We start from the raw sequence: 25,049 nt of genomic DNA, 5'->3' as shown, positions 1-25,049 counted from the left end.
TACGCAAACGGGGTTATCGCTTAATACGATTTGATAATAAAAAAGCGGTTAGCTATAACAACTATATCATTTATAGCTTCCGTGTATAGCAGCGAACAAAGAATAATAACGCGCAAATAAAAAGGGCCGGAAAACCGGCCCCTGAAGGTATATGGCTGAAAAAACTACTTTTTAGCTTCAGTCCATTTATTGTCGATATAAAACGCTGACCACCCGGTCGCTTTCCCGTCTTTTTCCGAAGCAACATATTGCTGCCTGGTCTTGCGGCTAAAACGCACAATGGTTTTATTGCCCTGCGGATCTTCCTGCGGGGCGTCCGCAAGATAGCGCAGTTTTTCCGGCAGACGGTCACGGAAGCGGTACAGTTCTTCTACCAGCGGTGCACGTGTTTCGCGAGATTTCGGGAAGGTATTCGCCGCGAGGAACACCCCGGCTGCGCCATCACGCAGAACAAAATAGGCATCCGATTTTTCGCACGGCAACTCCGGCAACGGTACCGGATCCTCCTTCGGCGGTGCAACTTCACCGTTACGCAGGATCTTACGCGTGTTTTTACACTCGTCGTTGGTGCAAGCCATGTACTTACCAAAACGCCCCATTTTCAGGTGCATTTCAGAACCGCATTTTTCACACTCAACGATTGGGCCGTCATACCCTTTGATGCGGAATTCACCCTCTTCGATCTCGTAGCCATCGCAGGTTGGGTTATTCCCACAGACATGCAGTTTACGCTTCGGATCGATCAGATAGCTGTCCATCGCCGTACCACATTTCTGGCAACGACGTTTGGCGCGCAGCGCGTTGGTTTCCGCGTCTTCGCCTTCCAGCACATTGAGCACTTCGTTTTCCGGCACCAGGTTAATGGTGGTTTTGCAGCGCTCTTTCGGCGGTAACGCATAGCCGGAACAGCCAAGGAAAACCCCGGTGCTGGCGGTACGAATGCCCATTTTACGCCCACATGTCGGACAATCGATGCTGGTCAGTACCATCTGATTCGGACGCATACCGCCCGCTTCAGGGTCCTGTTCAGCTTGCTCCAGCTGGCGAGAGAAATCGCCAAAGAAGCTGTCCAGCACCTTGCGCCATTCCGCTTCGTGGTTCGCCACGCGGTCGAGGCTGTCTTCCATCTGTGCGGTAAAATCGTAGTTCATCAGCTCGCGGAAATTCTCTTCCAGACGATCGGTAACAATTTCGCCCATTTTTTCCGCATAAAAACGGCGGCTTTCAACACGCACATAACCCCTGTCCTGAATGGTCGAGATGATCGACGCATAGGTAGACGGGCGGCCGATGCCGCGTTTTTCCAGCTCTTTTACCAGCGAAGCTTCGCTAAAACGCGCAGGTGGTTTGGTAAAGTGCTGTGCCGGCGTTAACTCTACAAGCGAAAGAACATCGCCTTTATTCACCGCAGGCAACGTACGATCTTCATCACCTTTGCGCAGCGCGGGCATCACTTTTGTCCAGCCATCGAAACGCAGGATGCGGCCACGAGCTTTAAGACGGAAATCGCCTGCGCCCACCGTCAGCGTGGTGGAATCATACTGAGCAGGCGTCATCTGACAGGCAACAAACTGGCGCCAGATCAGCTGATAAAGCTTCTGCGCGTCGGCTTCCATGTCTTTTAACGATTCAGCTAACACCGCGACATCGGAAGGACGAATAGCTTCGTGCGCCTCCTGAGAGTTCTCTTTGCTGGCGTACTGATTAGCGTTTTCCGGCAGGTATTTTTTACCGAAATTATCAGCAATGTAATTGCGCACCATCGACACGGCGTCCTGGCTCAGGTTTGTCGAGTCGGTACGCATATAAGTGATGTAGCCGGCTTCATACAGGCGCTGCGCCATCATCATGGTTTTCTTCACGCCAAAACCCAGCCGCGTACTGGCGGCCTGTTGCAGCGTAGAGGTAATAAATGGTGCACCCGGTTTGCTGCTGGTCGGCTTATCTTCCCGCTCCAGCACCGTATAACGCGCTTTTTCCAGCAGGCTGACCGCCGCCATGGTTTGCTCGCGATTAACCGGACGGAAGGCTTTATCCCCTTCATGAGTCACCTGCAGCGGCAGCGTATCGCCACCAGGCGTCGCTGTAGCAGCGTCGATCTCCCAGAACTCTTCCGGCACAAACGCTTTAATTTCGCGTTCGCGCTCAACAACTAATCGCACGGCGACCGACTGTACGCGACCGGCGGAGAGGCCGCGGGCAATTTTCTTCCACAGCAGTGGAGACACCATGTAGCCCACCACGCGGTCCATAAAACGGCGCGCCTGTTGAGCATTCACACGGTCAATATTCAGTTCGCCCGGCGTTTCGAAGGCCTGACGAATCGCATTCTTGGTAATTTCGTTAAACACGACACGGCTGTAGCGTTTCTCGTCGCCACCGATCACTTCCCGCAGGTGCCACGCAATGGCTTCCCCTTCGCGGTCAAGGTCGGTTGCGAGATAGATGTGGTCGGCTTTTTCCGCCAGCGATTTCAGCTCGGAAACCACCTTCTCTTTACCGGGCAGCACTTCATAATGTGCATCCCAGTTGTGCCATGGGTCGATCCCCATGCGATTGACAAGAGCGCCGCGTTCATCCTTTTTAGGCTTCTTAGCCGTTTTGGCGGAGGCTGAGTCTGCGCTCTTTTTGGGTGCTGAGCCACTGGTCGGCAAATCACGGATATGACCAACGCTGGATTTAACCACATAGTCATTACCCAGATATTTATTGATCGTTTTGGCTTTTGCCGGGGACTCAACGATAACGAGAGCTTTACCCATATTCACCTTTACCTAATTAAATTCTTCCAGAAATTCGTCGCATGTCGCTTCAGACCCACCGGCGACGAGCATTCAATATTGCGGCGGCGTCAATGGATATCAACCCTTTTTTTAACAAAGCGCGTAAAACGGAGCGTTCAGGTGACTGAGTTTACAGGCTTTTTCGCGCAAGGGCGGAGTAGCACAACGATATAACGGTCGAATGTCAAGCAAATCTGTTGCCAGATTGACGAAAGCGTCACACTGTACCTGATAAAATTTGTTACGCAACTTTATTAGCATGCAAAAGCGGATCACGCCAGCACAACGCCCAGGCAAAGCCCTTGCAAAAACAGGGAAAATTTGCCCGGGAACCGGGCCAGCGGTAAACTGACGAAATTTTTTGAGGAGTAGAAAAATGCAAGAGACATCTCAGCCTATCAATCGCCAGTCTCTGCTTGAACTGGCTAATAAAATGATCAGTGAGCATGACGACACGCTATCCGGTATCGTCGCGACCGGCGTCAGCCAGCGTAACGGCGTACTGGTTTTCAGCGGCGAGTATTTTCTTGATGAGCAAGGCTTACCGACGGCGAAAAGTACAGCGGTATTCAACATGTTCAAATACTTAGCGCATGAGCTTTCTGAAAAATATCATCTGATTGACTAAAAGAAAACGCGAGGCCGAAGCCTCGCGTTTTTACATCATCGGTTTTTGCCCGCGCTGCCACCAGCGCATCAGCAAATGATCGATACTCTCCATCGCACTGCCCGTAAAACGCTCCATCAGTTTTTTACGCTGCTGATAGCGCACACCAATCACTTCGTGATCTTCGATAAGCCCCAGCAGCAGATCATCGCTGGTGCCAATGGCATCGATCAGCCCTTTATCAAGCGCCTGGGAGCCGTACCAGTGCTCACCCGTCGCCACGCTTTCAATGTCCAGTTCTGGCCGCATCTGATGAACAAAACCTTTAAACAGATCGTGAGTTTCGTTCAGGCTCTCGCGAAATTTCTGCCGCCCTTCTTCCGTGTTTTCACCAAGCAGTGTCAGCGTACGTTTGAACTGACCCGCCGTGTGCAGCTCAATGTCGATCTCTTTGCCTTTGAGGAAGCGGTTAAAGTTGGGGATCTGCGCTACCACGCCGATAGACCCGATGATCGCGAACGGTGCCGCAACAATTTTATCGGCCACGCAGGCCATCATATAGCCGCCACTGGCAGCCACTTTGTCGACGGCGATGGTCAACGGGATATGCTTGTCGCGCAAACGTTGTAACTGGGAAGCGGCAAGACCGTAGCCATGCACCACGCCTCCCGGGCTTTCCAGCCGCACAACGACTTGATCCTGCGGCGTTGCCACCGCCAGCACTGCTGTAATCTCTTCACGCAATGCGTTGACTTCGCCCGCGTCCATACTGCCTTTGAAATCGAGCACATAGGCACGCGGCGCGCCTTTGTCTTGCTGTTCGCTGGCCTTCGCCTTCGCTTTTGCCGCTTTAGCTTCCAGCTTCAGTTTTTTCTTCTGCGCTTTGTGCCAGTGTTTCTGTTGGTGATCATCCAGCAAGGAGACCGACATCTCCTCCTGCATTTCTTTATATTGCTCACTCAAACGGGTGATTTTCAGTTCTCCCCGCTGGCGTTTGCGCTGTGTCAAATTAACAATCAGCACGGCCACAACAGCAATCGCCACGACGACAGTCGCGATTTTGGCCAGAAACAGGCCATACTCAGACAGTAATTCCATGCATACCACCTCGATTACACCACTCGACAATCGCACCAGTGTACATGAGCGATGCTGGCACGTCTCGCGTAAGCCATTGGTACAATGTGCCATGTTGCTGAATTTTTTCGTAAAGGTTGCGCAACCTTCCCGCAGGCTGATTGAAATAGCCCTCTGTTTAAGGCATAAAGCCAACATGTGAAGGCGATAACAGGCTCCGGCCTGAGGAGAGAGTGTGCATTATCAGCCACAACGCGATTTGTTAAACGATCGCATCATTCTGGTGACCGGTGCCAGCGACGGCATCGGCAAAGAAGCGGCGCTGACCTACGCCCGCTACGGCGCGAGCCTCATTCTGCTGGGCCGAGACGACGCGAAATTACAGCAGGTTGCGCGCGATATTCAACAAGAAGGCCAGCAAGCGCAGTGGTTTACCCTCGATATGGCAAGCTGCACCCCGGAAATGTGCCAGCAACTGGCTGATACCATTGCGGCCACCGTGCCGCGTCTGGACGGTGTATTGCACAATGCCGGTTTACTCGGGGATGTATCGCCAATGATCGAGCAGGTTCCGGCAGTCTGGAACGAGGTGATGCAGGTCAACGTGAACGCCACTTTTTATCTCACCCAGGCGCTTCTTCCTTTATTACTTAAATCGGACTGCGGCTCTCTGGTTTTCACCTCCTCGAGCGTTGGCCGCCAGGGACGTGCTAACTGGGGCGCTTATGCTGTGTCGAAATTTGCCACCGAAGGGATGATGCAGGTGCTGGCCGAAGAGTATCAAAACCGGGTGCGGGTCAACTGTATTAACCCAGGCGGTACGCGCACCAGAATGCGTGCCAGCGCCTTTCCGACCGAAGATCCAGACAAACTGAAAACCCCCGCCGATATTATGCCGCTTTATCTGTGGCTGATGGGCGATGACAGCCGCCGTAAAACCGGTATGAGTTTTGATGCCCAACCGGGTCGCAAACCAGGAATTTCACAATGAGCGAAGAACGATATCAGCAACGCCAGCAGCGCGTAAAAGAGCGTGTCGATGCGCGCGTCGCTGCCGCACAGGATGAACGCGGGATCATTATTGTTTTTACTGGAAACGGTAAAGGGAAAACCACCGCCGCATTCGGCACAGCAACACGCGCAGTCGGCCATGGTAAAAAAGTGGGCGCCATTCAGTTTATCAAAGGGACGTGGCCGAATGGCGAACGCAACCTGCTGGAACCGCTGGGCGTGGAATTCCAGGTGATGGCAACCGGTTTTACCTGGGATACGCAAAACCGCGAAAGCGACACCGCAGCATGTCTAGCGGTCTGGCAACATGCCGAACGAATGCTGGCCGATCCCGCGCTGGATATGGTGCTGCTGGATGAACTGACCTATATGGTGGCCTATGATTACCTGCCGCTGGAAACGGTACTTGACGCGTTACGCAAACGCCCGGCAAACCAGACGGTGATTATCACCGGACGCGGCTGCCACCGCGATATTCTTGACCTGGCGGATACCGTCAGCGAATTACGACCGGTGAAACACGCTTTTGAAGCGGGCGTAAAAGCGCAACAAGGTATCGATTACTGACGCGACGTAAGGCTGCCGTCATTGCAGGCAGCGCTTTTTACCCCTGGAGACCGGGCCGCAGACCTTAGCAAGCAGCTACAGCTACCGCGTGAGATTTCACGCAAGCGATCGGGCTGAACCAAATCAGTTCCACATCCACTGACATGATTCTTTGGTGAGCAACAAAAAAGGGGCTTTCGCCCCTTTCTCATATTCTTTATTAAGATCAGTCGTTTTTATTACGCGAACTGCCGGGACGACGACCACCACCGGACTTGCCAGCCGGTTGGCTGTGACGTTTCACCGCGCGGCGGATCTGGTTCGCTTTCATGCGACGGCGATCTTTCTCCACGGCCACTTTGGATTGCGTTTCCGCATCCAGCCCCACCAGCTCACGCAGGTAGTTAGTTTGCGCCAGATCGAGTTCCGTCCAGCCGCCGCGAGGCAATCCTTTTGGCAGCGGAATATCACCGTAACGTACGCGGATCAGGCGGCTAACCTGTACGCCAACCGCTTCCCACAGACGACGCACTTCACGGTTGCGCCCTTCGGTCAGGGTGACGTTATACCACTGGTTAATGCCTTCGCCACCGCTGAACTTGATGGTTTTAAACGCCGCCGGGCCATCTTCCAGCTGCACACCGCGCGACAGATCGCGCAACTTCGCGTCATCAACTTCGCCAAAAACACGTACCGCGTATTCACGCTCAACTTCACGGCTCGGGTGCATCAGTCGATTCGCCAGTTCACCATCGGTGGTAAACAGCAACAGACCGCAGGTATTAACGTCGAGGCGACCTACCGCGATCCAGCGCGCGCCGCGCAGTTTCGGTAGACGATCAAAAACTGTCGGGCGTCCTTCCGGATCGTTACGCGTACAGAGTTCACCTTCCGGTTTGTAGTACGCCAGCACGCGGCAGATCTGCTCCACGGACTCTTTCACCGAAATGAGGTGGCCATCGATACGGATTTTCAGCGCAGGCGTTACTTCCACGCGATCGCCCAGTGTGGCGATTTTGCCGTCCACGCTTACGCGGCCAGCCTCAATAATAGATTCGATTTCACGGCGGGAACCGTGGCCAGCTCGCGCCAGCACTTTCTGTAGTTTCTCGCTCATAGAGCTTCCTTCAGGTGTCGCCTTCACAGGCGTCGAATAGGGTCATCAGGTCGGCGAAGCCGCTGCTGAAATGGCCGCGTAGTATAGCGGCTTGCGCCACTATAAGAAAGGCTTAACGTCGCCAACCCCTTCGCGAATAACCTCGGGTGTCGATTCGGTTAAATCGACCACCGTCGTCGGTTGTTGGCCGAGATAGCCACCGTGGATGATTAAATCCACCACTTTTTCCAGCCGATCTTTAATTTCATCCGGATCGGATTCGGTAAAATCACTGCCCGGCAGCATTAACGAGGTGGAGAGCATCGGTTCGTTGAGCGTTTCCAGCAGCGCCAGCGCAATCGGGTTCGACGGTACGCGCAGCCCAATCGTTTTGCGTTTTTCCTGCAATAAACGGCGCGGCACCTCTTTTGTCCCTTTCAGGATAAACGTGTAATTGCCGGGCGTATTATTTTTAATCAGACGAAAAGCCACGTTATCGACAAAGGCATACGTCGACAGCTCCGATAAATCGCGGCACATCAGCGTAAAGTTGTGGCCATCCGGCAGGTGACGAATGCGGCAAATACGCTCCATCGCCCCTTTGTCTTCAATTTTACAGCCCAACGCATAACCGGAATCGGTGGGGTACACGATGACGCCGCCTTTACGCACAATTTCTACCGCCTGGTTAATCAACCGCGGCTGGGGGTTTTCCGGATGAATATAAAAAAATTGACTCATACTTCCCTCTCTCTGTTCTGTTGCGGCTGCTCCCATTTCAGCCATACGCCCTCAACACCGGCCGGAAGCCAGAGTTTGCGCCCCAGTTCAATCCATGGGCAAGGCTGATGGAAATCAGAACCTTGCGACGCCAGTAAACCAAACTGACAGGCATACGCGGCGAGCTGCGTTCGCTCGTTGGGAGCCTGCTGGCATTGGGCGACTTCCATCGCCTCACCGCCGCACTGTGCAAAATACGCCAGCAGCCTTTTCAGCCATTTAGCAGAAAGGTTATAGCGACCAGGGTGGGCCATTACCGCCGTTCCGCCAGAATGATGAATCACATCAATAGCTTGTTCTATTGTACACCACTGGGGAGGAACGTATCCCGTTTTGCCCCGTGCCAGATACTTTTTAAACACATCGGCAATATTGCTCGCTTTGCCCTGTTCCACCAGGAAACGGGCAAAGTGTCCGCGCGTTACGTTCGCCCCCTGCGCCAGCCGTTGCGCGCCTTCCCAGGCACCGGGAATGTGCGCTTTTTCTAAACGCTCAGCAATCAGTTTCGCCCTCTGGACCCGGCATTCAGATTGCGCCTGCAAAAAAGTACGCAGCGTCGGGTGGTCAATATCAATATTCAGACCAACAATATGTATTTCGTGGTTTTCCCAGACGGTGGAGATCTCCACACCGCTGATAAGCTGCAAATCCAGTCCGGCACGGACAATTTCCGCACGGGCTGCAGGAATGGCATCGGTGGTATCGTGGTCGGTTATCGCCAGCGTACCGACGCGCATTTCTACCGCGCGATGCACCAGTTGTTCCGGGGAAAGCAGACCGTCAGAGGCCGTCGTATGGCTGTGAAGATCGTAAATAATGGCGTAATTCGTGTCGCTCAAAGCGGCTCCGCTAATTCATCTGGACGTCGGTTTGTCGCCTATCATACAGTCCAGAGAATATTTTCTGAATTCGAGGTTGACTTTCTTTTCCTGAACCAGTTAACTAGTACGCAAGTTCACACGACAAGGTATCGCAAACATGAATGCCCATTTCTCTGTTACTCGCTGGTGGCGCACTCCCTGACAAGGGCTGTGAGATCACGTGCGCATTCAGCATACCGATACCAGGCCCGCTCACCCAGCGGGCTTTTTTTTGAACAAAATAAATAATGAGAGCGACTATGCAAACGCAAAAACCAGCACTCGAACTTCTGACCAGCAACGCCAGCTACCGCAGTAACCCGACGGCATTGTTCCATCAATTATGCGCTGCCCGACCGGCAACCCTGTTGCTGGAATCAGCGGATATTGATAGTAAAAGTGACTTAAAAAGCCTGCTGTTGGTTGATAGCGCGTTGCGTATCACCGCGCTTGGTGACACTGTCACCATTACAGCATTAACTGAAAATGGAGCAGCACTCCTGGCGCTGCTGGATAACGCCCTTCCAGCCGGTGTTGAAAACACCCTGCTCCCCGATGGGCGCGAGCTGCGATTCCCGCCGGTCAGCAGCCTGCTGGATGAAGACGCCCGCCTCTGTTCGCTCTCTGTGTTTGATGCTTTTCGCTTATTACAAAACCTGGTCGACGTCCCTTGCGATGAACGCGAAGCCATGTTCTTCGGCGGCTTGTTCGCGTATGACCTGGTAGCCGGTTTTGAAGATTTACCGCAGCTTACGCACGATCGCCGTTGCCCGGACTACTGCTTTTACCTCGCCGAAACCTTACTGGTGATCGACCACCAGAAACAGCAAACCCGTATCCAGGCAAGCCTGTTTACGCCTTCAGCAGAGGAAAAAGACCGCCTGCTCCAGCGAATCGACACCCTGCGCCAGCAGCTGGATCACCCGGCCGGAGCGTTGCCGGTGGAGAAAGTTGAACATATGCGCTGCGACTGCAACCAGAGTGATGAAGAGTACGGCGCAGTGGTTCGCGAAATGCAAAAAGCGATTCGCGCGGGCGAGATTTTTCAGGTAGTACCGTCTCGTCGCTTCACCCTGCCTTGCCCTTCACCGCTGGCGGCTTACGAAGTGTTAAAAAAGAGCAACCCCAGCCCGTACATGTTCTTTATGCAGGATAACGATTTCACCCTGTTCGGTGCCTCACCGGAAAGCTCGCTGAAATACGACGCCAGCAACCGCCAGATTGAGATCTACCCTATCGCCGGTACCCGTCCGCGTGGACGCCGTCCGGATGGTTCACTGGATCGCGATCTCGACAGCCGTATTGAACTGGAGATGCGTACCGACCACAAAGAACTGTCAGAACACTTAATGCTGGTGGATCTGGCGCGTAATGATCTGGCGCGCATCTGCACACCGGGTAGCCGCTATGTCGCTGATTTAACCAAAGTCGATCGCTACTCCTACGTGATGCACCTGGTTTCACGCGTGGTGGGTGAGCTGCGTCAGGATCTGGATGTTCTGCACGCCTACCGCGCCTGCATGAATATGGGCACCTTGAGCGGTGCGCCAAAAGTGCGTGCAATGCAGTTAATCGCCAAAGCGGAAGGCACACGTCGCGGTAGTTACGGCGGCGCGGTGGGTTATTTCACCGCCCATGGCGATCTGGATACCTGCATCGTAATTCGTTCTGCGTGGGTGGAGGACGGTGTGGCAACGGTACAGGCAGGCGCGGGTGTCGTGCTGGATTCCGTTCCGCAATCCGAAGCCGATGAAACCCGTAATAAAGCTCGCGCGGTTCTGCGCGCTATCGCTACCGCACACCACGCTCAGGAGACTTTCTGATGGCTGACATTCTGCTGCTTGATAACATCGATTCCTTTACTTACAACCTGGCGGATCAGCTGCGTGCGAGCGGACACAACGTGGTGATTTACCGTAACCATGTTCCGGCGCAGACCTTGATCGACCGCCTTCAGACAATGCAAAACCCGGTGCTGATGCTTTCTCCAGGTCCAGGCGCACCGTCTGAAGCTGGCTGCATGCCGGAGCTGCTTACGCGGTTGCGCGGCAAGTTACCGATTATCGGTATCTGCCTCGGTCACCAGGCGATTGTTGAAGCCTATGGCGGCTACGTCGGCCAGGCTGGTGAAATCCTGCACGGCAAAGCCTCAAGTATCGAACACGATGGCCAGGCGATGTTCGCGGGGTTAAGCAACCCGCTTCCCGTTGCGCGTTACCACTCACTGGTGGGCAGCAACATCCCGGCAGGATTAACCATCAATGCCCATTTTAACGGCATGGTGATGGCGGTGCGTCACGACGCCGATCGCGTTTGCGGTTTCCAGTTCCACCCGGAGTCGATTTTGACCACGCAAGGCGCACGTCTGCTGGAACAAACGCTGGCCTGGGCGCTGCAAAAACTGGAGCAGACGAATACGCTGCAACCGATTCTGGAAAAACTGTATCAGGCGCAAACACTCAGCCAGCAGGAGAGCCACCAGCTTTTCTCTGCGGTGGTACGCGGCGAGCTGAAGCCGGAACAACTGGCGGCCGCGCTGGTCAGTATGAAAATTCGCGGTGAGCATCCCAACGAAATTGCCGGAGCGGCCACCGCACTGCTGGAGAATGCCGCGCCGTTCCCGCGCCCGGACTATGCTTTTGCCGATATCGTCGGCACCGGTGGCGACGGCAGCAACAGCATTAATATTTCCACCGCCAGTGCATTTGTCGCTGCTGCGTGCGGACTGAAAGTTGCCAAACACGGCAATCGCAGCGTGTCGAGCCGTTCCGGCTCATCGGATTTGCTGGCGGCATTTGGTATCAATCTGGATATGAACGCAGATAAATCGCGTACCGCGCTCGATGAGCTGGGTGTCTGTTTCCTGTTTGCGCCGAAGTATCACACCGGTTTTCGCCACGCAATGCCGGTCCGTCAGCAGTTGAAAACCCGTACTCTGTTCAACGTGCTCGGCCCGTTGATTAATCCGGCGCACCCACCGCTGGCGCTGATCGGCGTCTATAGCCCGGAGCTGGTGCTGCCGATTGCCGAAACCCTGCGCGTCCTCGGTTATCAGCGTGCGGCAGTCGTACATAGCGGCGGCATGGACGAAGTGTCACTGCATGCGCCTACACTGGTTGCCGAACTGCACGATGGCGAAATCAAAAGTTACCAACTCACCGCTGCCGACTTTGGCCTGACGCCGTACCATCAGGAGGCGCTGGCTGGCGGGACACCGGAAGAAAACCGTGACATTCTGACACGCTTACTCCAGGGTAAAGGTGAGGCCGCGCATGAAGCCGCCGTCGCCGCCAATGTCGCCATGTTGATGCGTCTGCACGGCGAAGAGGATTTACAGGCCAACGCGCAGAAGGTTCTGGATGTGCTGCACAGCGGAGCAGCCTACGACAAAGTCACCGCACTTGCGGCAAGAGGGTAAAAAATGCAGACCGTTTTAGCGAAAATCGTCGCCGATAAAGCCGTATGGGTAGCGGCGCGCAAGGAGCAACAACCGCTGGCCAGTTTTCAGAACGAGGTCGTGCCAAGCACGCGTCGCTTCTACGATGCCCTGCAAGGCACGCGGACAGCGTTTATCCTGGAGTGCAAAAAAGCCTCGCCCTCCAAAGGCGTGATCCGCAATGATTTTGACCCGGCGCGCATTGCGTCTATCTACAAACATCATGCGTCGGCAATTTCCGTGCTGACGGATGAGAAATATTTCCAGGGCAGTTTTGATTTTCTGCCGATTGTCAGCGGCATCGCGCCGCAGCCGATCCTGTGCAAAGACTTTATTATCGACGCTTATCAGATTTACCTGGCGCGTTACTACCAGGCAGATGCGTGCCTGCTGATGCTTTCGGTACTCGACGATGAGCAGTACCGCCAGCTTGCCGCCGTCGCGCACAGTCTGAATATGGGCGTGCTGACGGAAGTCAGTAATGAAGAAGAGCTGCAGCGCGCTATCGCGCTGGAAGCGAAAGTCGTCGGCATCAACAACCGCGACCTGCGCGACCTGTCCATCGATTTGAACCGCACCCGTGAGCTTGCTCCGCGCCTTGGCACAGGTGTGACGGTCATCAGCGAATCTGGCATCAATACTTATGCTCAGGTGCGTGAGCTCAGCCATTTTGCCAATGGTTTCCTGATTGGCTCCGCGCTGATGTCCCATGACGATCTCGATGCGGCAGTAAAACGCGTTTTGCTGGGTGAAAACAAAGTGTGCGGGCTGACCCGCCCGCAGGACGCGCAGGCGGCTCATCAGGCCGGTGCCATCTACGGTGGTTTGATCTTCGTGGCCAGCTCCCCGCGCGCCGTAACGGAAGTGCAGGCACAAACGGTGATGCAGGCCGCGCCGCTGCAATATGTTGGTGTGTTCCGTAATGCCGCGCCCGAAGACGTGGTGGCTAAAGCTAACGCACTCAATCTGGTAGCCGTCCAGCTGCACGGTGATGAAGACCAGGCCTATATCGATACGCTGCGCGAGCGTCTGCCGACAAAGACGCAAATCTGGAAAGCGCTCAGCGTTGGCGACAGCCTGCCCGCGCGGCGCTTCCGGCAGGTCGATAAATATGTGTTTGATAACGGCCAGGGCGGCAGCGGTAAACGTTTCGACTGGTCGCTGCTGGCAGGCGAACCGCTGGATAACGTGATTCTTGCTGGTGGCCTGAGCGCAGATAATTGCGTGCAGGCGGCCAAAACCGGCTGTGCCGGACTCGATTTTAATTCAGGCGTGGAGTCGGAACCGGGTATCAAAGATGCCAGCAAACTGGCCTCGGTTTTCCGCACACTGCGCGCTTATTAAGGAAAGAAGATAATGACGACACTACTGAATCCCTATTTTGGCGAGTTTGGCGGAATGTTCGTTCCGCAAATCCTGATGCCGGCATTGCGCCAGCTTGAAGAAGCCTTTGTCAGCGCACAGAGCGATGCCGAATTTCAGCAACAGTTTAACGATCTGCTGAAAAACTACGCCGGACGTCCGACCGCGCTGACCAAATGCCAGAACATTACTGCCGGTACGCGCACCACGCTTTACCTCAAGCGTGAAGATTTGCTGCATGGTGGCGCGCACAAAACCAACCAGGTGCTGGGTCAGGCGTTGCTGGCAAAACGCATGGGCAAAACCGAAATTATCGCCGAAACGGGAGCGGGTCAGCATGGCGTGGCCTCGGCGCTGGCGAGCGCCCTGCTGGGCCTGAAATGTCGCATTTATATGGGCGCAAAAGACGTTGAACGCCAGTCGCCAAATGTGTTCCGCATGCGCTTAATGGGCGCGGAAATCATCCCGGTACACAGCGGTTCCGCCACGCTGAAAGATGCCTGTAACGAGGCGCTGCGCGACTGGTCTGGTAGCTATGAAACCGCGCACTATATGCTGGGAACTGCGGCAGGTCCGCACCCTTTCCCGACCATTGTGCGCGAGTTCCAGCGCATGATTGGTGAAGAGACCAAAGCGCAGATCCTCGAAAAAGAGGGGCGTCTGCCGGATGCAGTTATCGCCTGTGTGGGCGGTGGTTCTAACGCGATCGGTATGTTTGCCGATTTTATCGACGAAACCTCTGTCGGCCTGATTGGTGTCGAACCGGCGGGTCACGGTATTGAAACCGGCGAGCACGGCGCACCGCTGAAACATGGCCGCGTTGGCATCTATTTTGGTATGAAATCGCCGATGATGCAGACAGAAGAAGGCCAGATTGAAGAGTCTTACTCTATTTCTGCGGGTCTTGATTTCCCGTCAGTCGGACCGCAGCATGCGTACCTCAACAGTACGGGGCGTGCCGACTATGTTTCGATCACCGATGACGAGGCGCTGGAAGCCTTCAAAACCCTGTGCCGCCATGAAGGGATCATTCCGGCGCTGGAATCCTCGCACGCCCTCGCCCATGCGCTAAAAATGATGCGCGAGAACCCGGACAAAGAACAGTTGCTGGTGGTTAACCTTTCCGGACGCGGCGACAAAGATATTTTTACCGTACATGACATCCTGAAAGCGCGAGGGGAAATCTGATGGAACGCTATGACAATTTATTTAAACAGCTGAGCGCGCGCAAAGAAGGTGCATTCGTTCCCTTCGTCACGCTGGGCGATCCGTCCCCGGAACAGTCGTTAAAAATCATTGATACGCTGATTGAAGCGGGTGCGGATGCGCTTGAGCTGGGGATCCCCTTTTCCGACCCGCTTGCGGATGGCCCGACCATCCAGAACGCCACGCTGCGCGCCTTTGCCGCAGGCGTGACACCGTCACAATGTTTCGAAATGCTGGCAACCATTCGCCAGAAGCATCCGACCATCCCTGTTGGCTTGCTGATGTACGCCAACCTGGTTTTCAGTCGGGGAATTGACGAATTCTATGCCCAGTGCGCAAAAGTCGGCGTCGATTCTGTGCTGGTGGCGGATGTGCCGATTGAAGAGTCCGCACCGTTCCGCCAGGCGGCTTTGCGCCATAATATCGCGCCCATCTTCATCTGCCCGCCAAACGCGGACGACGATCTGTTGCGCCAGATTGCCTCTTATGGCCGGGGGTACACCTACCTGCTTTCGCGCGCTGGAGTCACTGGCGCGGAAAACCGTGCGGCGCTGCCACTGCACCATCTGGTGGAAAAACTTACCGAGTATCACGCTGCGCCCGCGCTGCAGGGCTTCGGTATTTCCGCACCGGATCAGGTTAGCGCTGCCGTAGAAGCAGGTGCCGCCGGGGCGATTTCCGGTTCAGCGATCGTGAAAATCATCGAGAAAAATCTCGCCAACCCAACGGCTATGCTGGCTGAACTGAAAGCCTTTGTGCAAAGCCTGAAAGGCGCTACTTTACCGCGTTAACCTCCCGCACCGCCTGTTGATTCAGGCGGTGCGCTTTCCTGTTTATCCCCATGTTTTCCTGACGCATTGTTAAAAGGTTCATATTTTCTGTGGAATAATAATTCTAAAAATTATGACACCGATAAAAACACCATGCGTGAGACTCCTGATTCTTGCTGGCATCGTCGCTGGCTGGCCCTGTTACTGACCGGGTTGCTTTCCGGCGCGGCTGGCATGTTGATCGCCCTTCTGCTGCATGCCATCCAGCACCTCGCTTTTGGTTATAGCCAGCAATCGCTAATCGGCGGCGCACCATTTCTGCAGGGCGTAACGGATGCCAGCGCCCTGCGCCGTTTTGCTTCTCTTGCTGCCGCGGGTGTGGTGGCAGGCTGGGGCTGGTGGCTCCTGGAGCGCTATGCAAAAAAACGTGTCAGTGTGGTTGCTGCGCTAAAAGATGTTCAGCGCCCGATGCCTGCTTTCACCACCTTAACTCATGCGCTCTTGCAAGTTGTTACCGTGGCGATGGGCTCGCCGCTCGGGCGTGAAAGCGCACCGCGTGAAGTTGGTGCCCTGTTTGGTGGTGGGATCGCACGGCATATCGGCTTAAATGCGCAAGAGACGAGGCTGGTGATCGCCTGTGGCGCAGGTGCCGGGCTGGCGGCGGTATATAACGTCCCGCTGGCGGGCGCGATTTTTACCCTTGAGGTGTTGCTGGTCACGATCAGTTGGGATGCGGTCATTGCCGCCATTGTCACCTCCGCTCTCGCTGCGTTCGTGGCATCGCTGGTGCTGGGCAACGAGCGACAATATCTTTTTACCGCCCCCGCCGCGCACCTGTCCTTGATTATCTGGGCTACCTTATCCGGCCCGTTGTTCGGCTATGCCGCCAGTCTGTTCCGGCGGATGACCAAAATCGCGCGCGCACAGGTGAAAACCAACTGGCAGATGCCGGTCTTCTGTTTTATCGCTTTTGCCTGTCTCGGCTTGCTCGCTATCTGGTTTCCGCAATTACCTGGCAATGGGCGCGGTCCGGTGCAACTCAGTTTTGGCGGAGGCGTTACGCTGCCGCTGGCGGCAATGTTGATCGGGTTGAAAGTGCTGAGTATCTGGATGGTGCTGCGCAGCGGAGCCGAAGGCGGCCTGCTCACGCCAGGTCTGGCGATCGGTGCCCTGCTGGGAGCGCTGATGTTCCTGCTGATTGGGCAATTTTTCCCCGGTGGCAGTATGGCGGAATTCGCGCTGACCGGTGGCGCGGCTTTTCTCGCCTCGTCGATGCAAATGCCGCTCACTGCCATTGTGCTGCTGATGGAATTCACCGGCATGGATTTCAGCTTTTTTGTGCCGTTGACCCTCTGTGTTGCGGGTGCGTATATGACGTGCCGCTATTGCGAGTCGCGCGTTCGTTTACGGCGCTGAAAGCGCCATCAGGTTTCTGATAGCTGCGCGAAAAAACATTAAACGCTGACATTCGTAATGCGTCATCTCGCAGTTGGCCGCGCACCATGAGGTCTGGACAAACGAGGGTTTATCCCGCGGCTTACGGTGATCTTTGTGGTTGGTGCGCGTAGCGTGATGGCGCTGGGGAGCGGTTACATACGCTAAAAGAAATCCGCATGGTGATACGGCATAGAAGTGCGTGGAAACTGGTTATTGTGAAACCAGTTTCCACAATACGCTTAAAAACGATAACCAGCAGAGAACATAAATACCCACGGATCCAGGCGAGTATGTACGCTTTGTTGCTCACCATTTGCTTTAAAACGCACATCCGTATCAATATCCATCCACCAGACTGACATGTTAATCAGCCAGTTGCGGTTGATTAAGTAATCCAGACCGGCTTGCCCCGCCACGCCCCAGGAGTCTTTCAGACTCAAATCCGACAGCCCGGCCGCTTTCCCGGTATCGTTAAATTTCTCATCAAAGAAAGTGGTGTAGTTTACGCCTGCCCCAAGATATGGGCGCAATTTGCTCTGTGAATCACCGAAATACCACTGCGCCATCAATGTCGGCGGCAGGTGGTGCACAGTGGCGATGTCGCCGGTTGGACCGGTGCCAACGCGGTGGCGAAACGGCGTCGCGGCCAGTAATTCAATGCCGATGTTGTCGGTCGCCATCCAGCTCATCGTCACACCAAGTTGGGTGTTATTGTTGACATTAAAACTGCCCAGAGCGCCTAAAACGTTATCAGAACCTTCCGTCGGACGTACCGTCGCAGAACCGGCTCGAATGAAAAACTCGCCAGCTTCATGCGCGTATACACCTGTAGAAAGACTACTCAGGATCAATGCTGCCACGGCTAACTTCTTCATATCCACTCCATGTTTAAGGTTTTTATCGCGCCGTGAATATACCTATAACTGAGTACAAAGTGATCCAACACAGATCACACTTGACCCCGTAATTTAACATTCATTGATCTGGGTTAATTTTCACTACTCGTTACACTCATTAACTTTTGTATTTAAATCAATTTCCGCTTTGTGAGGCGGTTAAAAAAATACCTGTTCACCCATCTTGTGCGCGTTCTGCGGCAGCGATAATTTATTGGCCTGACAATTTATGTTGATGCGTGGTTAAGTGCAGGTGTGCTATGAGTGATGTGAATCCGTGCATGTCGTGCGGAGCCTGTTGTGCGTATTTTCGAGTCTCTTTCTATTGGGCTGAAGCGGATGACGCTGGCGGCCCTGTCCCGGCTCAACTCACCGAGCCGCTAACCCCCTTTCTGCGCTGCATGAGCGGAACCAACCAAAAGCAGAGCCGCTGTACGGCGCTGCAGGGTACGCCCGGCGAGTCGGCCAGTTGCAGTATTTATGCGAACAGACCCTCTCCCTGCCGGGAATTTACGATGTCCGGCGAAGACGGAAAGGTTAATGAGGCCTGCGATCGTGCTCGCGCGCGCTACGGTTTAGCGCCTCTTTACAAAGATATGCTTTTCCATACAAGCAGCGATGCTGCCACTGAGAGTGTATTCGGGGTACAATTGCCCGCAATTTAACACCGCTATACTCAAGGAGAGTGCATGTCTATCACGGCGAAGTCCGTTTACCGTGACACGGGGAATTTTTTTCGTAATCAGTTCGTTACCATTTTACTGATCGCGCTGCTTTGTGCGTTTATCACGTTCTTACTTGGGAGCGCCTTTAAGCCCAGTGATGAGCAACTCTCCATTTTAAGTGAAGGGGATAATCTTGCAGGCAGCGTCGGGTTGTTTGAACTGGTGCAAAATATGACGCCGGAGCAGCAACAAGTGCTGCTCCGCGCCTCTGCGGCGTCGACGTTTTCCGGCCTTGTTGGCAATGCGATTCTCGCTGGTGGCGTGCTGCTGATGATCCAGATGATTTCTGCGGGTCAGCGCATCAGCGCGTTGCGGGCGATTGGTGCCAGCGCCCCACTGTTGCCGAAGCTATTTTTACTGATCCTGCTGACCACGTTTATCGTGCAAATCGGCATTATGTTTGTGATTGTCCCGGGCGTCATTCTGGCGATCCTGCTCGCTTTCGCCCCGGTGATACTGGTGCAGGATAAAACGGGGATTTTCGCTGCCATGCGTAACAGCATGCGTCTTGCCTGGGCGAATATGCGTCTTGTCGCTCCGGCAGTGTTAGGTTGGTTACTGGCGAAAACATTCCTGCTGCTGTTTGCCCATAACTTTGCGGTGTTCACTGTAGAAGGCGGCGAAGTGATTGCCAATACGTTGAGCAACCTGATTTCCGCAGCGCTGCTGGTTTATCTGTTCCGCCTCTATATGTTGATGCGTTCGTGATTGTTCCGGTTGCCCGCGTCTGTGGGCTACCCCTTATGATGGAATCGTAGAATGAAGCAGTTTCTTGATTTTCTGCCGTTAGTGGTCTTTTTCGCCTTTTACAAACTGTACGATATCTATGCGGCGACCACTGCGCTGATCATCGCGACCGCTATCGTGCTGATATACAGCTGGGTGCGCTATCGCAAAGTGGAAAAGATGGCGCTGATAACTTTTGTGCTGGTCGCAGTATTCGGCGGGCTGACCCTTTTCTTCCATAACGATGAGTTTATTAAATGGAAGGTGACGGTGATTTACGCCCTGTTCGCTGCTGCGCTGCTCTTCAGCCAGTGGGTAATGAAAAAGCCGCTGATCCAGCGCATGCTCGGCAAAGAGATCGCACTGCCGGAAGCCGTTTGGGGCAAGCTGAACATCGCATGGGCACTGTTCTTTATTTTGTGTGGTCTGGCAAATATCTACATTGCCTTCTGGCTGCCGCAAAATATCTGGGTGAATTTCAAAGTGTTTGGCTTAACCGCCCTGACACTGCTCTTCACTGTGCTGAGCGGTGTTTATATCTACCGCCATATGCCCGCGCAGGACGACAAATCCTGAGAATGAAAGCCAGGCTCTCGCGCCTGGCTTTTTTCTTTCCGAACGCCCCGCATTCGTAGTAGCATCCCGCCATAAATCCCTCATAGCAGAAGAGATAACAATGACAACCCTTCAGGACACTCCCCAGGGAGATCTTGTTTTACGCACATTAGCAATGCCAGCAGACACCAATGCCAACGGCGATATCTTCGGCGGCTGGTTAATGTCACAAATGGATATTGGCGGGGCAATACAAGCCAAGGAAATTGCGCATGGTCGCGTGGTGACGGTGCGCGTTGACGGCATGACTTTTCTGCGCCCGGTCGCGGTGGGCGACGTGGTGTGCTGCTACGCACGCTGCGTTAAACGGGGCAACACGTCAGTGACGATTAATATTGAAGTGTGGGTGAAGAAGGTCTCATCCGAGCCAATTGGTCAGCGCTATAAAGCGACGGAAGCGCTGTTTATTTACGTCGCAGTGGATAATGAAGGTAAACCGCGCCCGTTACCGCAGGCATAAGAAAAAAGCCTCCTTACGGAGGCTTTTTTTATTCCATTGAGGCACCGCCGTTCAGGCGGAACACAATATTCACAATTAATCCCGAACCCGGTTTCCCTGACTCATAACGCCACTTGCGCATTGCCGCTTTTACTTCACGCTCGAACATATTCGCCGGTTGCGCCGACAATACTTCAACATTCTCAACACGGCCATCTGAGGTGACGTCAAATTTCACTTTTACCCGGCCTTCAATACGCAGTGCTTGCGCGCGGGCCGGATACTGCGGCTGATTGCGGCTCAGCGCGCGCGGGCCGGCAGGAACAGCCGGCGCTGGCTGGGTTGTTGCCGACGGCGTCGGATTCGCGACCGGGCGTGCGGGCGCGTTATTCTGGAACGGCGAGGCCGGTTGCGGCGTTACCGGTTTGACTTCGCGCTTCGGCTGCTCGACCTTATTCTCCGGTTTTGGTTTTGGCTTAGGTTTTGGCTGCGGTTTGGGCTTTTCAATCACCACTGGCGCTTCTTTCGGAGGCTCAGGAACGGGTTCCGGCTCGGGCTCCGGTTCAACCACCGGCTCCGGCGGCTGAGCAACCTGGGGAGGTTCCAGATCGGCAGGCGAAACCATCGTTACCGTAATAGGCTGCGCGGGCGCAGGAAGCTCAACGACCTGATGTACCGATGTATAGAGCAGACCCGCCACGACAGCACCGTGAATACCGATGGACAATAGCGTCGGCCAGGGAAAGCGGCGAGGTAAATCGAGGGTCATTGAAGTCATAATCGTGTCAGTTAAAAAACCAGAACTAGATTTTAAATGCAAATAGCAATCATATTCAACAAGCCATCGCAGGCGCAGGCCATTTAGTCGAGTAAATGGGTAAAAAAGCCGCACACTTTGCATGGCTGTTACCGCATTGTCATCTTTACATTGCAGTCGTTTCACCTTTCACATAGGGTATGGCTTTCTTATCTGTAAGGAGTTCTGCCCGTGCTGTACGTTATTTTTGCTGAAGATATTGCTGACTCGCTCGAAAAACGTTTGTCCGTGCGCCCTGCCCATCTGGCAAGACTGCAACTGCTGCACGATGAAGGCCGCCTGCTGACGGCTGGCCCAATGCCGGCCGTTGACAGCAACGATCCGGGAGCGGCGGGTTTCACTGGCTCGACGGTGATTGCTGAGTTTGAATCGCTGGAAGCGGCGAAGTCCTGGGCAGAAGCCGATCCTTACGTCGCTGCCGGGGTTTACCAGAACGTAACGGTGAAGCCGTTCAAAAAAGTATTCTAAAAAGAAAAGACCCGCCACGGCGGGTCTTTTACATTACAGGCGGCTTCAGAACCCGGCAGCATTTCACATCCGGCTGATGAGTTGATCGCCTGTGCAAATCGCGGCGTATTAACGAACTTGCCCGCGACTAACATATACCCGCTTCCTGCGGTATATATAGACAGGCAGATCGCCAGGTCTGATTTTTATTATTTAATGCCCAACGCTTTTGGAAAAAAGATTAATAATCACCACCCCGGCGATAATTAACCCCATCCCCATGATTGCCGGCATATCCAGTTTTTGCCCATGTACAAGCCAGCCAGCAAGACCTATCAGCACAATACCTGCACCTGACCAGATGGCATAAATCACCCCGGTAGGCAGAGTGCGCATCGTAATTGTCAGGCACCAGAATGCGATGCAATACCCGGCGATACTGATAATACCGGGTAACAAACGGGTAAAGCTGTCGGAAGATTTCAGCGCCGTGGTGGCAATCACTTCCATCACAATGGCAATACTGAGAAAGATAAAGGCTTCTTTATTCATATGGGTTACCGGACAATATTAACGTTTACTCAGCGCCAGACGGGTGGCAAACAGCAAAAAGACCATGCCCGTGCAACGATCCATCCAGCGTATGACTTTTTCTTTACGCAGGAATGACGCCAGCGGGCGCGTGGCAGAAATCAGTAGCGTCGACCAGCAGGTGCCCAGTAAAAGGTGAATAAAAACCAGGCCAAACGTCCACGCGATCGGCGGTTGCCCCTGCGGAATAAACTGCGGCAAAAATGAGACATAAAAAATGCCCACTTTCGGGTTAAGTACGTTGCCGAACATCCCTTTGATAAACCAGTTCTGCGATTTCGTATCGCTTGCGTCTACCGCCGCAAACGATCTGCGCGGGCGCAGCAACATGTTCAGGCCCAACCAGCATAAATAGGCAGCACCGCAATATTTCAGGATATTGTACGCCAGCTCAGAGACTGCGATCAGTGCGCCCAGACCAAACGCCACCATTGCGCCCCAGATAAGGCAACCGGTGTTGATTCCCATCTGTGCCTTGAAGGCCTCTTTGCGGCCCTCAACGGTCGCGGTGCGTAGTATCAGCGCCGTGTCCAGCCCCGGTGTTAATGTCAAAAGCGTGGCGGCGAAGGTAAAAGCCAGCAGACTATCCATTACCGACATACGACAACTCCCTCTTTAGCACTAAGTCCAGAAACGATCGCGGGCACCTGTTCGGTGCCCGGATATTAAAGATCGTAAATAGCGAATAACAGCACATTACGATGACGGTTTACGCCACATTTCCTGATGGCGTGGATGCGCATATTGCGTCGTGATTGCGCTTCCAGCCAGCGCGCTTTACGGCGGCTCATCTGCCGCAGCATACGCCAGCGCCCCACTTCCGTTCGACTACGCTTCATTTTTACAACTCAAAACTTAACAGAAACGCCATTATAGTCCGTCAACTTCGCCAGGCCAGCGCTTTTCGGCGTTTTTATTTGCCAGATGAATGCGGATGCGTACACTCATGAAATACGGTTTTTAAAAAGGATTTTTATCTATGTCCGCTTTTTACACGGTAATGAGTTGGCTGATTGTCCTGGGTTACTGGCTACTGATTGCTGGTGTAACACTGCGCATATTGATGAAGCGCCGCGCGGTCACCTCCGCGATGGCGTGGTTATTGATTATTTACATCCTGCCGCTGGTTGGGATCATCGCCTATCTTTCCCTGGGTGAGCTGCACCTTGGAAAACGTCGTGCCGAGCGCGCCCGCGCTATGTGGCCTTCGACTGCCAAGTGGCTGAATGATCTGAAAAATTTCAAGCATATCTTTGCCACTGAAAACAGCGGTGTGGCGTCTTCTCTTTTCAAGCTTTGCGAGCGACGTCAGGGGATCGCCGGGGTTAAGGGCAACCAGTTGCAGCTACTCACCTCAACCGATGATGTCATGCAGGCATTGATCCGCGACATCCAGCTCGCCCGCCACAATATTGAGATGGTGTTTTACATCTGGCAACCCGGCGGAATGGCGGATCAGGTGGCCGAATCGTTAATGGCCGCAGCGCGCCGCGGCGTACACTGTCGCCTGTTGCTGGACTCTGCCGGCAGCGTGGCGTTTTTCCGCAGCCCGTGGGCAACCATGATGCGAAACGCCGGCATTGAAGTGGTCGAAGCGCTGAAAGTGAATTTAATGCGTGTTTTTCTGCGCCGCATGGATTTACGCCAGCACCGAAAAATCGTGTTGATAGATAATTACATCGCCTACACCGGCAGCATGAATCTGGTTGATCCGCGCTTCTTTAAGCAAGATGCTGGCGTCGGTCAGTGGGTCGATTTGATGGCGCGCATGGAAGGTCCGATCGCTACGGCAATGGGGATTGTTTACTCTTGCGACTGGGAAATTGAAACCGGAAAACGCATTCTTCCCCCGCCGCCGGACGCCAACATCATGCCTTTTGAGGAGGCCAGCGGCCACACCATTCACACCATTGCTTCCGGGCCTGGTTTTCCGGAAGATCTGATCCATCAGGCATTGCTGACCGCTGTCTACGCATCGCGCGAATATTTAATTATGACCACGCCCTATTTCGTACCCAGCGACGACCTGCTGCATGCGATTTGTACGGCTGCTCAGCGCGGTGTGGACGTGAGTATTATTCTGCCGCGCAAAAACGATTCGCTGCTGGTCGGCTGGGCCAGTCGGGCATTTTTTGGCGAGTTGCTGGCCGCAGGCGTAAAGATTTACCAGTTCGAAGGCGGTCTGCTGCATACCAAAAGCGTGCTGGTGGATGGCGAACTGAGCCTCATTGGTACTGTAAATCTGGATATGCGTAGCCTGTGGCTGAATTTCGAAATCACGCTGGTGATTGACGATGCCGGTTTCGGTGGCGATCTGGCGGCCGTACAGGATGATTACATCTCCCGCTCCCGCTTACTTGATGCGCGATTGTGGGTAAAACGGCCGTTCTGGCACCGCATTGCTGAACGACTGTTTTACTTCTTCAGTCCGTTGCTGTAAAACGTGCCCAACAGACGCGAAGAGGTAATCATGGAAATGGATCTGAATAATCGCCTGACCGAAGACGAAACCCTTGAGCAGGCTTACGACATCTTCCTCGAACTGGCAGCGGATAATCTCGACCCGGCGGACATCATTCTTTTCAACTTACAGTTTGAAGAGCGTGGCGGCGCTGAGTTATTTGATCCTGGCGAAGACTGGCAGGAACATGTGGATTACGATTTAAACCCGGACTTCTTCGCTGAAGTGGTCATTGGCCTTGCGGATACCGATGGCGGCGAAATCAATGACATCTTCGCACGCGTCTTACTGTGCCGCGAAAAAGATCACAAACTTTGCCATATTCTCTGGCGCGAATAAGCGCGGAAAGAGAAAAGAAAAA

Annotated in this window: 26 protein-coding genes and 1 other annotated feature; of the genes, 16 read left to right on the top strand and 10 right to left on the bottom strand. The window is 54.1% G+C overall.

Going from position 1 to position 25,049, the window contains the following annotated elements; translation table 11 throughout:
* Positions 1-164: 164 nt before the first annotated feature.
* The gene (gene topA / locus DFO56_RS04250) at positions 165-2,762 is read right to left on the bottom strand and encodes a type I DNA topoisomerase (RefSeq protein ID WP_045508058.1); all 2,598 of its coding nucleotides are present in this window, start codon (positions 2,760-2,762) and stop codon (positions 165-167) included.
* Positions 2,763-3,159: 397 nt separating this feature from the next.
* Between topA and DFO56_RS04245 the strand changes: the two genes are divergently transcribed.
* On the top strand, positions 3,160-3,411 hold the full coding sequence (locus tag DFO56_RS04245) for a YciN family protein (RefSeq protein WP_016495869.1): 252 nt from the start codon (positions 3,160-3,162) through the stop codon (positions 3,409-3,411).
* A 30-nt stretch (positions 3,412-3,441) separates the two neighbouring features.
* On the opposite strand, the gene sohB is transcribed toward DFO56_RS04245, so the two are convergent.
* Complete coding sequence (sohB, locus tag DFO56_RS04240; RefSeq protein ID WP_045508056.1) at positions 3,442-4,488, bottom strand: protease SohB; 1,047 nt, start codon at positions 4,486-4,488, stop codon at positions 3,442-3,444.
* A gap of 214 nt (positions 4,489-4,702) precedes the next feature.
* On the opposite strand from sohB, the gene DFO56_RS04235 reads away from it, so the two are divergent.
* Positions 4,703-5,458, top strand: a complete 756-nt coding sequence (locus DFO56_RS04235) for a YciK family oxidoreductase (protein ID WP_045508053.1) — start codon at positions 4,703-4,705, stop codon at positions 5,456-5,458.
* Positions 5,455-6,045 carry a cob(I)yrinic acid a,c-diamide adenosyltransferase gene (cobO, locus tag DFO56_RS04230; protein ID WP_016495866.1) on the top strand — a complete coding sequence of 197 codons (591 nt, stop codon included), beginning with the start codon at positions 5,455-5,457 and terminating at the stop codon, positions 6,043-6,045. The genes DFO56_RS04235 and cobO overlap by 4 nt, the downstream gene beginning before the upstream one ends.
* A 205-nt stretch (positions 6,046-6,250) precedes the next feature.
* Here the strand turns inward: cobO and rluB are convergent, their stop codons facing one another.
* The 3 genes from rluB to rnm all read right to left on the bottom strand — a co-directional run bounded on the left by rluB (position 6,251) and on the right by rnm (position 8,739).
* Positions 6,251-7,141, bottom strand: coding sequence for a 23S rRNA pseudouridine(2605) synthase RluB (gene rluB / locus DFO56_RS04225; protein WP_016495864.1), 891 nt, complete (start codon positions 7,139-7,141; stop codon positions 6,251-6,253).
* 99 nt (positions 7,142-7,240) lie between these two features.
* Entirely contained in the window at positions 7,241-7,861 is a 621-nt protein-coding gene (locus tag DFO56_RS04220) for an L-threonylcarbamoyladenylate synthase (RefSeq protein ID WP_016495863.1), read from the bottom strand.
* A complete protein-coding gene (gene rnm / locus DFO56_RS04215) occupies positions 7,858-8,739 on the bottom strand; it encodes an RNase AM (RefSeq protein ID WP_045508050.1) in 882 nt (293 codons plus the stop codon). Before rnm ends, DFO56_RS04220 begins: the two co-directional genes overlap by 4 nt.
* A 160-nt stretch (positions 8,740-8,899) precedes the next feature.
* Positions 8,900-8,994 (top strand) — a sequence feature (Trp leader region).
* Positions 8,995-9,020: 26 nt separating this feature from the next.
* Here rnm and DFO56_RS04210 point away from each other — a divergent pair.
* From DFO56_RS04210 to DFO56_RS04185, 6 genes are all read left to right on the top strand, one after another.
* On the top strand, positions 9,021-10,583 hold the full coding sequence (locus DFO56_RS04210; protein ID WP_045508047.1) for an anthranilate synthase component 1: 1,563 nt from the start codon (positions 9,021-9,023) through the stop codon (positions 10,581-10,583).
* Entirely contained in the window at positions 10,583-12,178 is a 1,596-nt protein-coding gene (gene trpD, locus DFO56_RS04205) for a bifunctional anthranilate synthase glutamate amidotransferase component TrpG/anthranilate phosphoribosyltransferase TrpD (protein WP_045508045.1), read from the top strand. Before DFO56_RS04210 ends, trpD begins: the two co-directional genes overlap by 1 nt.
* A gap of 3 nt (positions 12,179-12,181) precedes the next feature.
* A complete protein-coding gene (gene trpCF, locus DFO56_RS04200) occupies positions 12,182-13,540 on the top strand; it encodes a bifunctional indole-3-glycerol-phosphate synthase TrpC/phosphoribosylanthranilate isomerase TrpF (RefSeq protein WP_045508042.1) in 1,359 nt (452 codons plus the stop codon).
* Between the two features lie 12 nt (positions 13,541-13,552).
* Positions 13,553-14,746 (top strand): tryptophan synthase subunit beta, encoded by a 1,194-nt coding sequence (trpB, locus tag DFO56_RS04195; RefSeq protein ID WP_045508038.1) that lies wholly within the window; start codon positions 13,553-13,555, stop codon positions 14,744-14,746.
* Positions 14,746-15,555 (top strand): tryptophan synthase subunit alpha, encoded by an 810-nt coding sequence (gene trpA / locus DFO56_RS04190; RefSeq protein WP_045508034.1) that lies wholly within the window; start codon positions 14,746-14,748, stop codon positions 15,553-15,555. Before trpB ends, trpA begins: the two co-directional genes overlap by 1 nt.
* Positions 15,556-15,687: 132 nt before the next feature.
* Entirely contained in the window at positions 15,688-16,950 is a 1,263-nt protein-coding gene (locus DFO56_RS04185) for a chloride channel protein (protein WP_045508609.1), read from the top strand.
* Between the two features lie 260 nt (positions 16,951-17,210).
* On the opposite strand, the gene ompW is transcribed toward DFO56_RS04185, so the two are convergent.
* The gene (gene ompW / locus DFO56_RS04180; RefSeq protein WP_045508031.1) at positions 17,211-17,846 is read right to left on the bottom strand and encodes an outer membrane protein OmpW; all 636 of its coding nucleotides are present in this window, start codon (positions 17,844-17,846) and stop codon (positions 17,211-17,213) included.
* Between the two features lie 281 nt (positions 17,847-18,127).
* On the opposite strand from ompW, the gene DFO56_RS04175 reads away from it, so the two are divergent.
* The 4 genes from DFO56_RS04175 (at position 18,128) to yciA (ending at position 20,393) form a co-directional block, all read left to right on the top strand.
* Entirely contained in the window at positions 18,128-18,532 is a 405-nt protein-coding gene (locus DFO56_RS04175; protein WP_045508028.1) for a YkgJ family cysteine cluster protein, read from the top strand.
* 24 nt (positions 18,533-18,556) lie between these two features.
* Complete coding sequence (locus DFO56_RS04170; protein ID WP_016495853.1) at positions 18,557-19,300, top strand: YciC family protein; 744 nt, start codon at positions 18,557-18,559, stop codon at positions 19,298-19,300.
* A 51-nt stretch (positions 19,301-19,351) separates the two neighbouring features.
* Positions 19,352-19,894, top strand: a complete 543-nt coding sequence (locus tag DFO56_RS04165; protein ID WP_016495852.1) for a septation protein A — start codon at positions 19,352-19,354, stop codon at positions 19,892-19,894.
* Positions 19,895-19,994: 100 nt separating this feature from the next.
* A complete protein-coding gene (gene yciA / locus DFO56_RS04160) occupies positions 19,995-20,393 on the top strand; it encodes an acyl-CoA thioester hydrolase YciA (RefSeq protein WP_017457174.1) in 399 nt (132 codons plus the stop codon).
* A 28-nt stretch (positions 20,394-20,421) separates the two neighbouring features.
* On the opposite strand, the gene tonB is transcribed toward yciA, so the two are convergent.
* Entirely contained in the window at positions 20,422-21,141 is a 720-nt protein-coding gene (tonB, locus tag DFO56_RS04155; protein ID WP_045508013.1) for a TonB system transport protein TonB, read from the bottom strand.
* A gap of 219 nt (positions 21,142-21,360) precedes the next feature.
* Here tonB and DFO56_RS04150 point away from each other — a divergent pair, with 219 nt between their 5' ends.
* Positions 21,361-21,657, top strand: a complete 297-nt coding sequence (locus tag DFO56_RS04150; protein ID WP_016495849.1) for a YciI family protein — start codon at positions 21,361-21,363, stop codon at positions 21,655-21,657.
* A 192-nt stretch (positions 21,658-21,849) separates the two neighbouring features.
* Here the strand turns inward: DFO56_RS04150 and DFO56_RS04145 are convergent, their stop codons facing one another.
* The 3 genes from DFO56_RS04145 to DFO56_RS24575 form a co-directional block, all read right to left on the bottom strand.
* Positions 21,850-22,188 carry an SMR family transporter gene (locus DFO56_RS04145; RefSeq protein WP_045513477.1) on the bottom strand — a complete coding sequence of 113 codons (339 nt, stop codon included), beginning with the start codon at positions 22,186-22,188 and terminating at the stop codon, positions 21,850-21,852.
* 18 nt (positions 22,189-22,206) lie between these two features.
* Positions 22,207-22,827 carry a LysE family translocator gene (locus DFO56_RS04140; protein ID WP_045513480.1) on the bottom strand — a complete coding sequence of 207 codons (621 nt, stop codon included), beginning with the start codon at positions 22,825-22,827 and terminating at the stop codon, positions 22,207-22,209.
* A gap of 65 nt (positions 22,828-22,892) precedes the next feature.
* A complete protein-coding gene (locus DFO56_RS24575) occupies positions 22,893-23,066 on the bottom strand; it encodes a YciY family protein (RefSeq protein WP_017457170.1) in 174 nt (57 codons plus the stop codon).
* A 140-nt stretch (positions 23,067-23,206) separates the two neighbouring features.
* Here DFO56_RS24575 and cls point away from each other — a divergent pair, with 140 nt between their 5' ends.
* Both cls and DFO56_RS04130 read left to right on the top strand, forming a co-directional pair.
* Positions 23,207-24,667 carry a cardiolipin synthase gene (cls, locus tag DFO56_RS04135; protein ID WP_016495845.1) on the top strand — a complete coding sequence of 487 codons (1,461 nt, stop codon included), beginning with the start codon at positions 23,207-23,209 and terminating at the stop codon, positions 24,665-24,667.
* A 30-nt stretch (positions 24,668-24,697) separates the two neighbouring features.
* Entirely contained in the window at positions 24,698-25,027 is a 330-nt protein-coding gene (locus tag DFO56_RS04130; RefSeq protein ID WP_016495844.1) for an HI1450 family dsDNA-mimic protein, read from the top strand.
* The last annotated feature ends 22 nt before the right edge of the window (positions 25,028-25,049 follow it).

It is taken from the genome of Kosakonia sp. AG348, assembly GCF_003337365.1.
Lineage (GTDB): Bacteria > Pseudomonadota > Gammaproteobacteria > Enterobacterales > Enterobacteriaceae > Kosakonia.
Note: the sequence above shows the minus strand (reverse complement) of the source record. Positions and strands in the feature narration are given on the sequence as shown.

What these genes read in the sequence shown, in the direction of transcription:
- topA (WP_045508058.1), bottom strand. Translation starts at nt 2,762, where the DNA reads ATGGGTAAAGCTCTCGTTATCGTTGAGTCCCCGGCAAAAGCCAAAACG.
- DFO56_RS04245 (WP_016495869.1), top strand. Translation starts at nt 3,160, where the DNA reads ATGCAAGAGACATCTCAGCCTATCAATCGCCAGTCTCTGCTTGAACTG.
- sohB (WP_045508056.1), bottom strand. Translation starts at nt 4,488, where the DNA reads ATGGAATTACTGTCTGAGTATGGCCTGTTTCTGGCCAAAATCGCGACT.
- cobO (WP_016495866.1), top strand. Translation starts at nt 5,455, where the DNA reads ATGAGCGAAGAACGATATCAGCAACGCCAGCAGCGCGTAAAAGAGCGT.
- rluB (WP_016495864.1), bottom strand. Translation starts at nt 7,141, where the DNA reads ATGAGCGAGAAACTACAGAAAGTGCTGGCGCGAGCTGGCCACGGTTCC.
- DFO56_RS04220 (WP_016495863.1), bottom strand. Translation starts at nt 7,861, where the DNA reads ATGAGTCAATTTTTTTATATTCATCCGGAAAACCCCCAGCCGCGGTTG.
- DFO56_RS04210 (WP_045508047.1), top strand. Translation starts at nt 9,021, where the DNA reads ATGCAAACGCAAAAACCAGCACTCGAACTTCTGACCAGCAACGCCAGC.
- trpD (WP_045508045.1), top strand. Translation starts at nt 10,583, where the DNA reads ATGGCTGACATTCTGCTGCTTGATAACATCGATTCCTTTACTTACAAC.
- trpCF (WP_045508042.1), top strand. Translation starts at nt 12,182, where the DNA reads ATGCAGACCGTTTTAGCGAAAATCGTCGCCGATAAAGCCGTATGGGTA.
- trpB (WP_045508038.1), top strand. Translation starts at nt 13,553, where the DNA reads ATGACGACACTACTGAATCCCTATTTTGGCGAGTTTGGCGGAATGTTC.
- trpA (WP_045508034.1), top strand. Translation starts at nt 14,746, where the DNA reads ATGGAACGCTATGACAATTTATTTAAACAGCTGAGCGCGCGCAAAGAA.
- DFO56_RS04185 (WP_045508609.1), top strand. Translation starts at nt 15,688, where the DNA reads ATGCGTGAGACTCCTGATTCTTGCTGGCATCGTCGCTGGCTGGCCCTG.
- ompW (WP_045508031.1), bottom strand. Translation starts at nt 17,846, where the DNA reads ATGAAGAAGTTAGCCGTGGCAGCATTGATCCTGAGTAGTCTTTCTACA.
- DFO56_RS04175 (WP_045508028.1), top strand. Translation starts at nt 18,128, where the DNA reads ATGAGTGATGTGAATCCGTGCATGTCGTGCGGAGCCTGTTGTGCGTAT.
- DFO56_RS04170 (WP_016495853.1), top strand. Translation starts at nt 18,557, where the DNA reads ATGTCTATCACGGCGAAGTCCGTTTACCGTGACACGGGGAATTTTTTT.
- DFO56_RS04165 (WP_016495852.1), top strand. Translation starts at nt 19,352, where the DNA reads ATGAAGCAGTTTCTTGATTTTCTGCCGTTAGTGGTCTTTTTCGCCTTT.
- yciA (WP_017457174.1), top strand. Translation starts at nt 19,995, where the DNA reads ATGACAACCCTTCAGGACACTCCCCAGGGAGATCTTGTTTTACGCACA.
- tonB (WP_045508013.1), bottom strand. Translation starts at nt 21,141, where the DNA reads ATGACCCTCGATTTACCTCGCCGCTTTCCCTGGCCGACGCTATTGTCC.
- DFO56_RS04145 (WP_045513477.1), bottom strand. Translation starts at nt 22,188, where the DNA reads ATGAATAAAGAAGCCTTTATCTTTCTCAGTATTGCCATTGTGATGGAA.
- DFO56_RS04140 (WP_045513480.1), bottom strand. Translation starts at nt 22,827, where the DNA reads ATGTCGGTAATGGATAGTCTGCTGGCTTTTACCTTCGCCGCCACGCTT.
- DFO56_RS24575 (WP_017457170.1), bottom strand. Translation starts at nt 23,066, where the DNA reads ATGAAGCGTAGTCGAACGGAAGTGGGGCGCTGGCGTATGCTGCGGCAG.
- cls (WP_016495845.1), top strand. Translation starts at nt 23,207, where the DNA reads ATGTCCGCTTTTTACACGGTAATGAGTTGGCTGATTGTCCTGGGTTAC.
- DFO56_RS04130 (WP_016495844.1), top strand. Translation starts at nt 24,698, where the DNA reads ATGGAAATGGATCTGAATAATCGCCTGACCGAAGACGAAACCCTTGAG.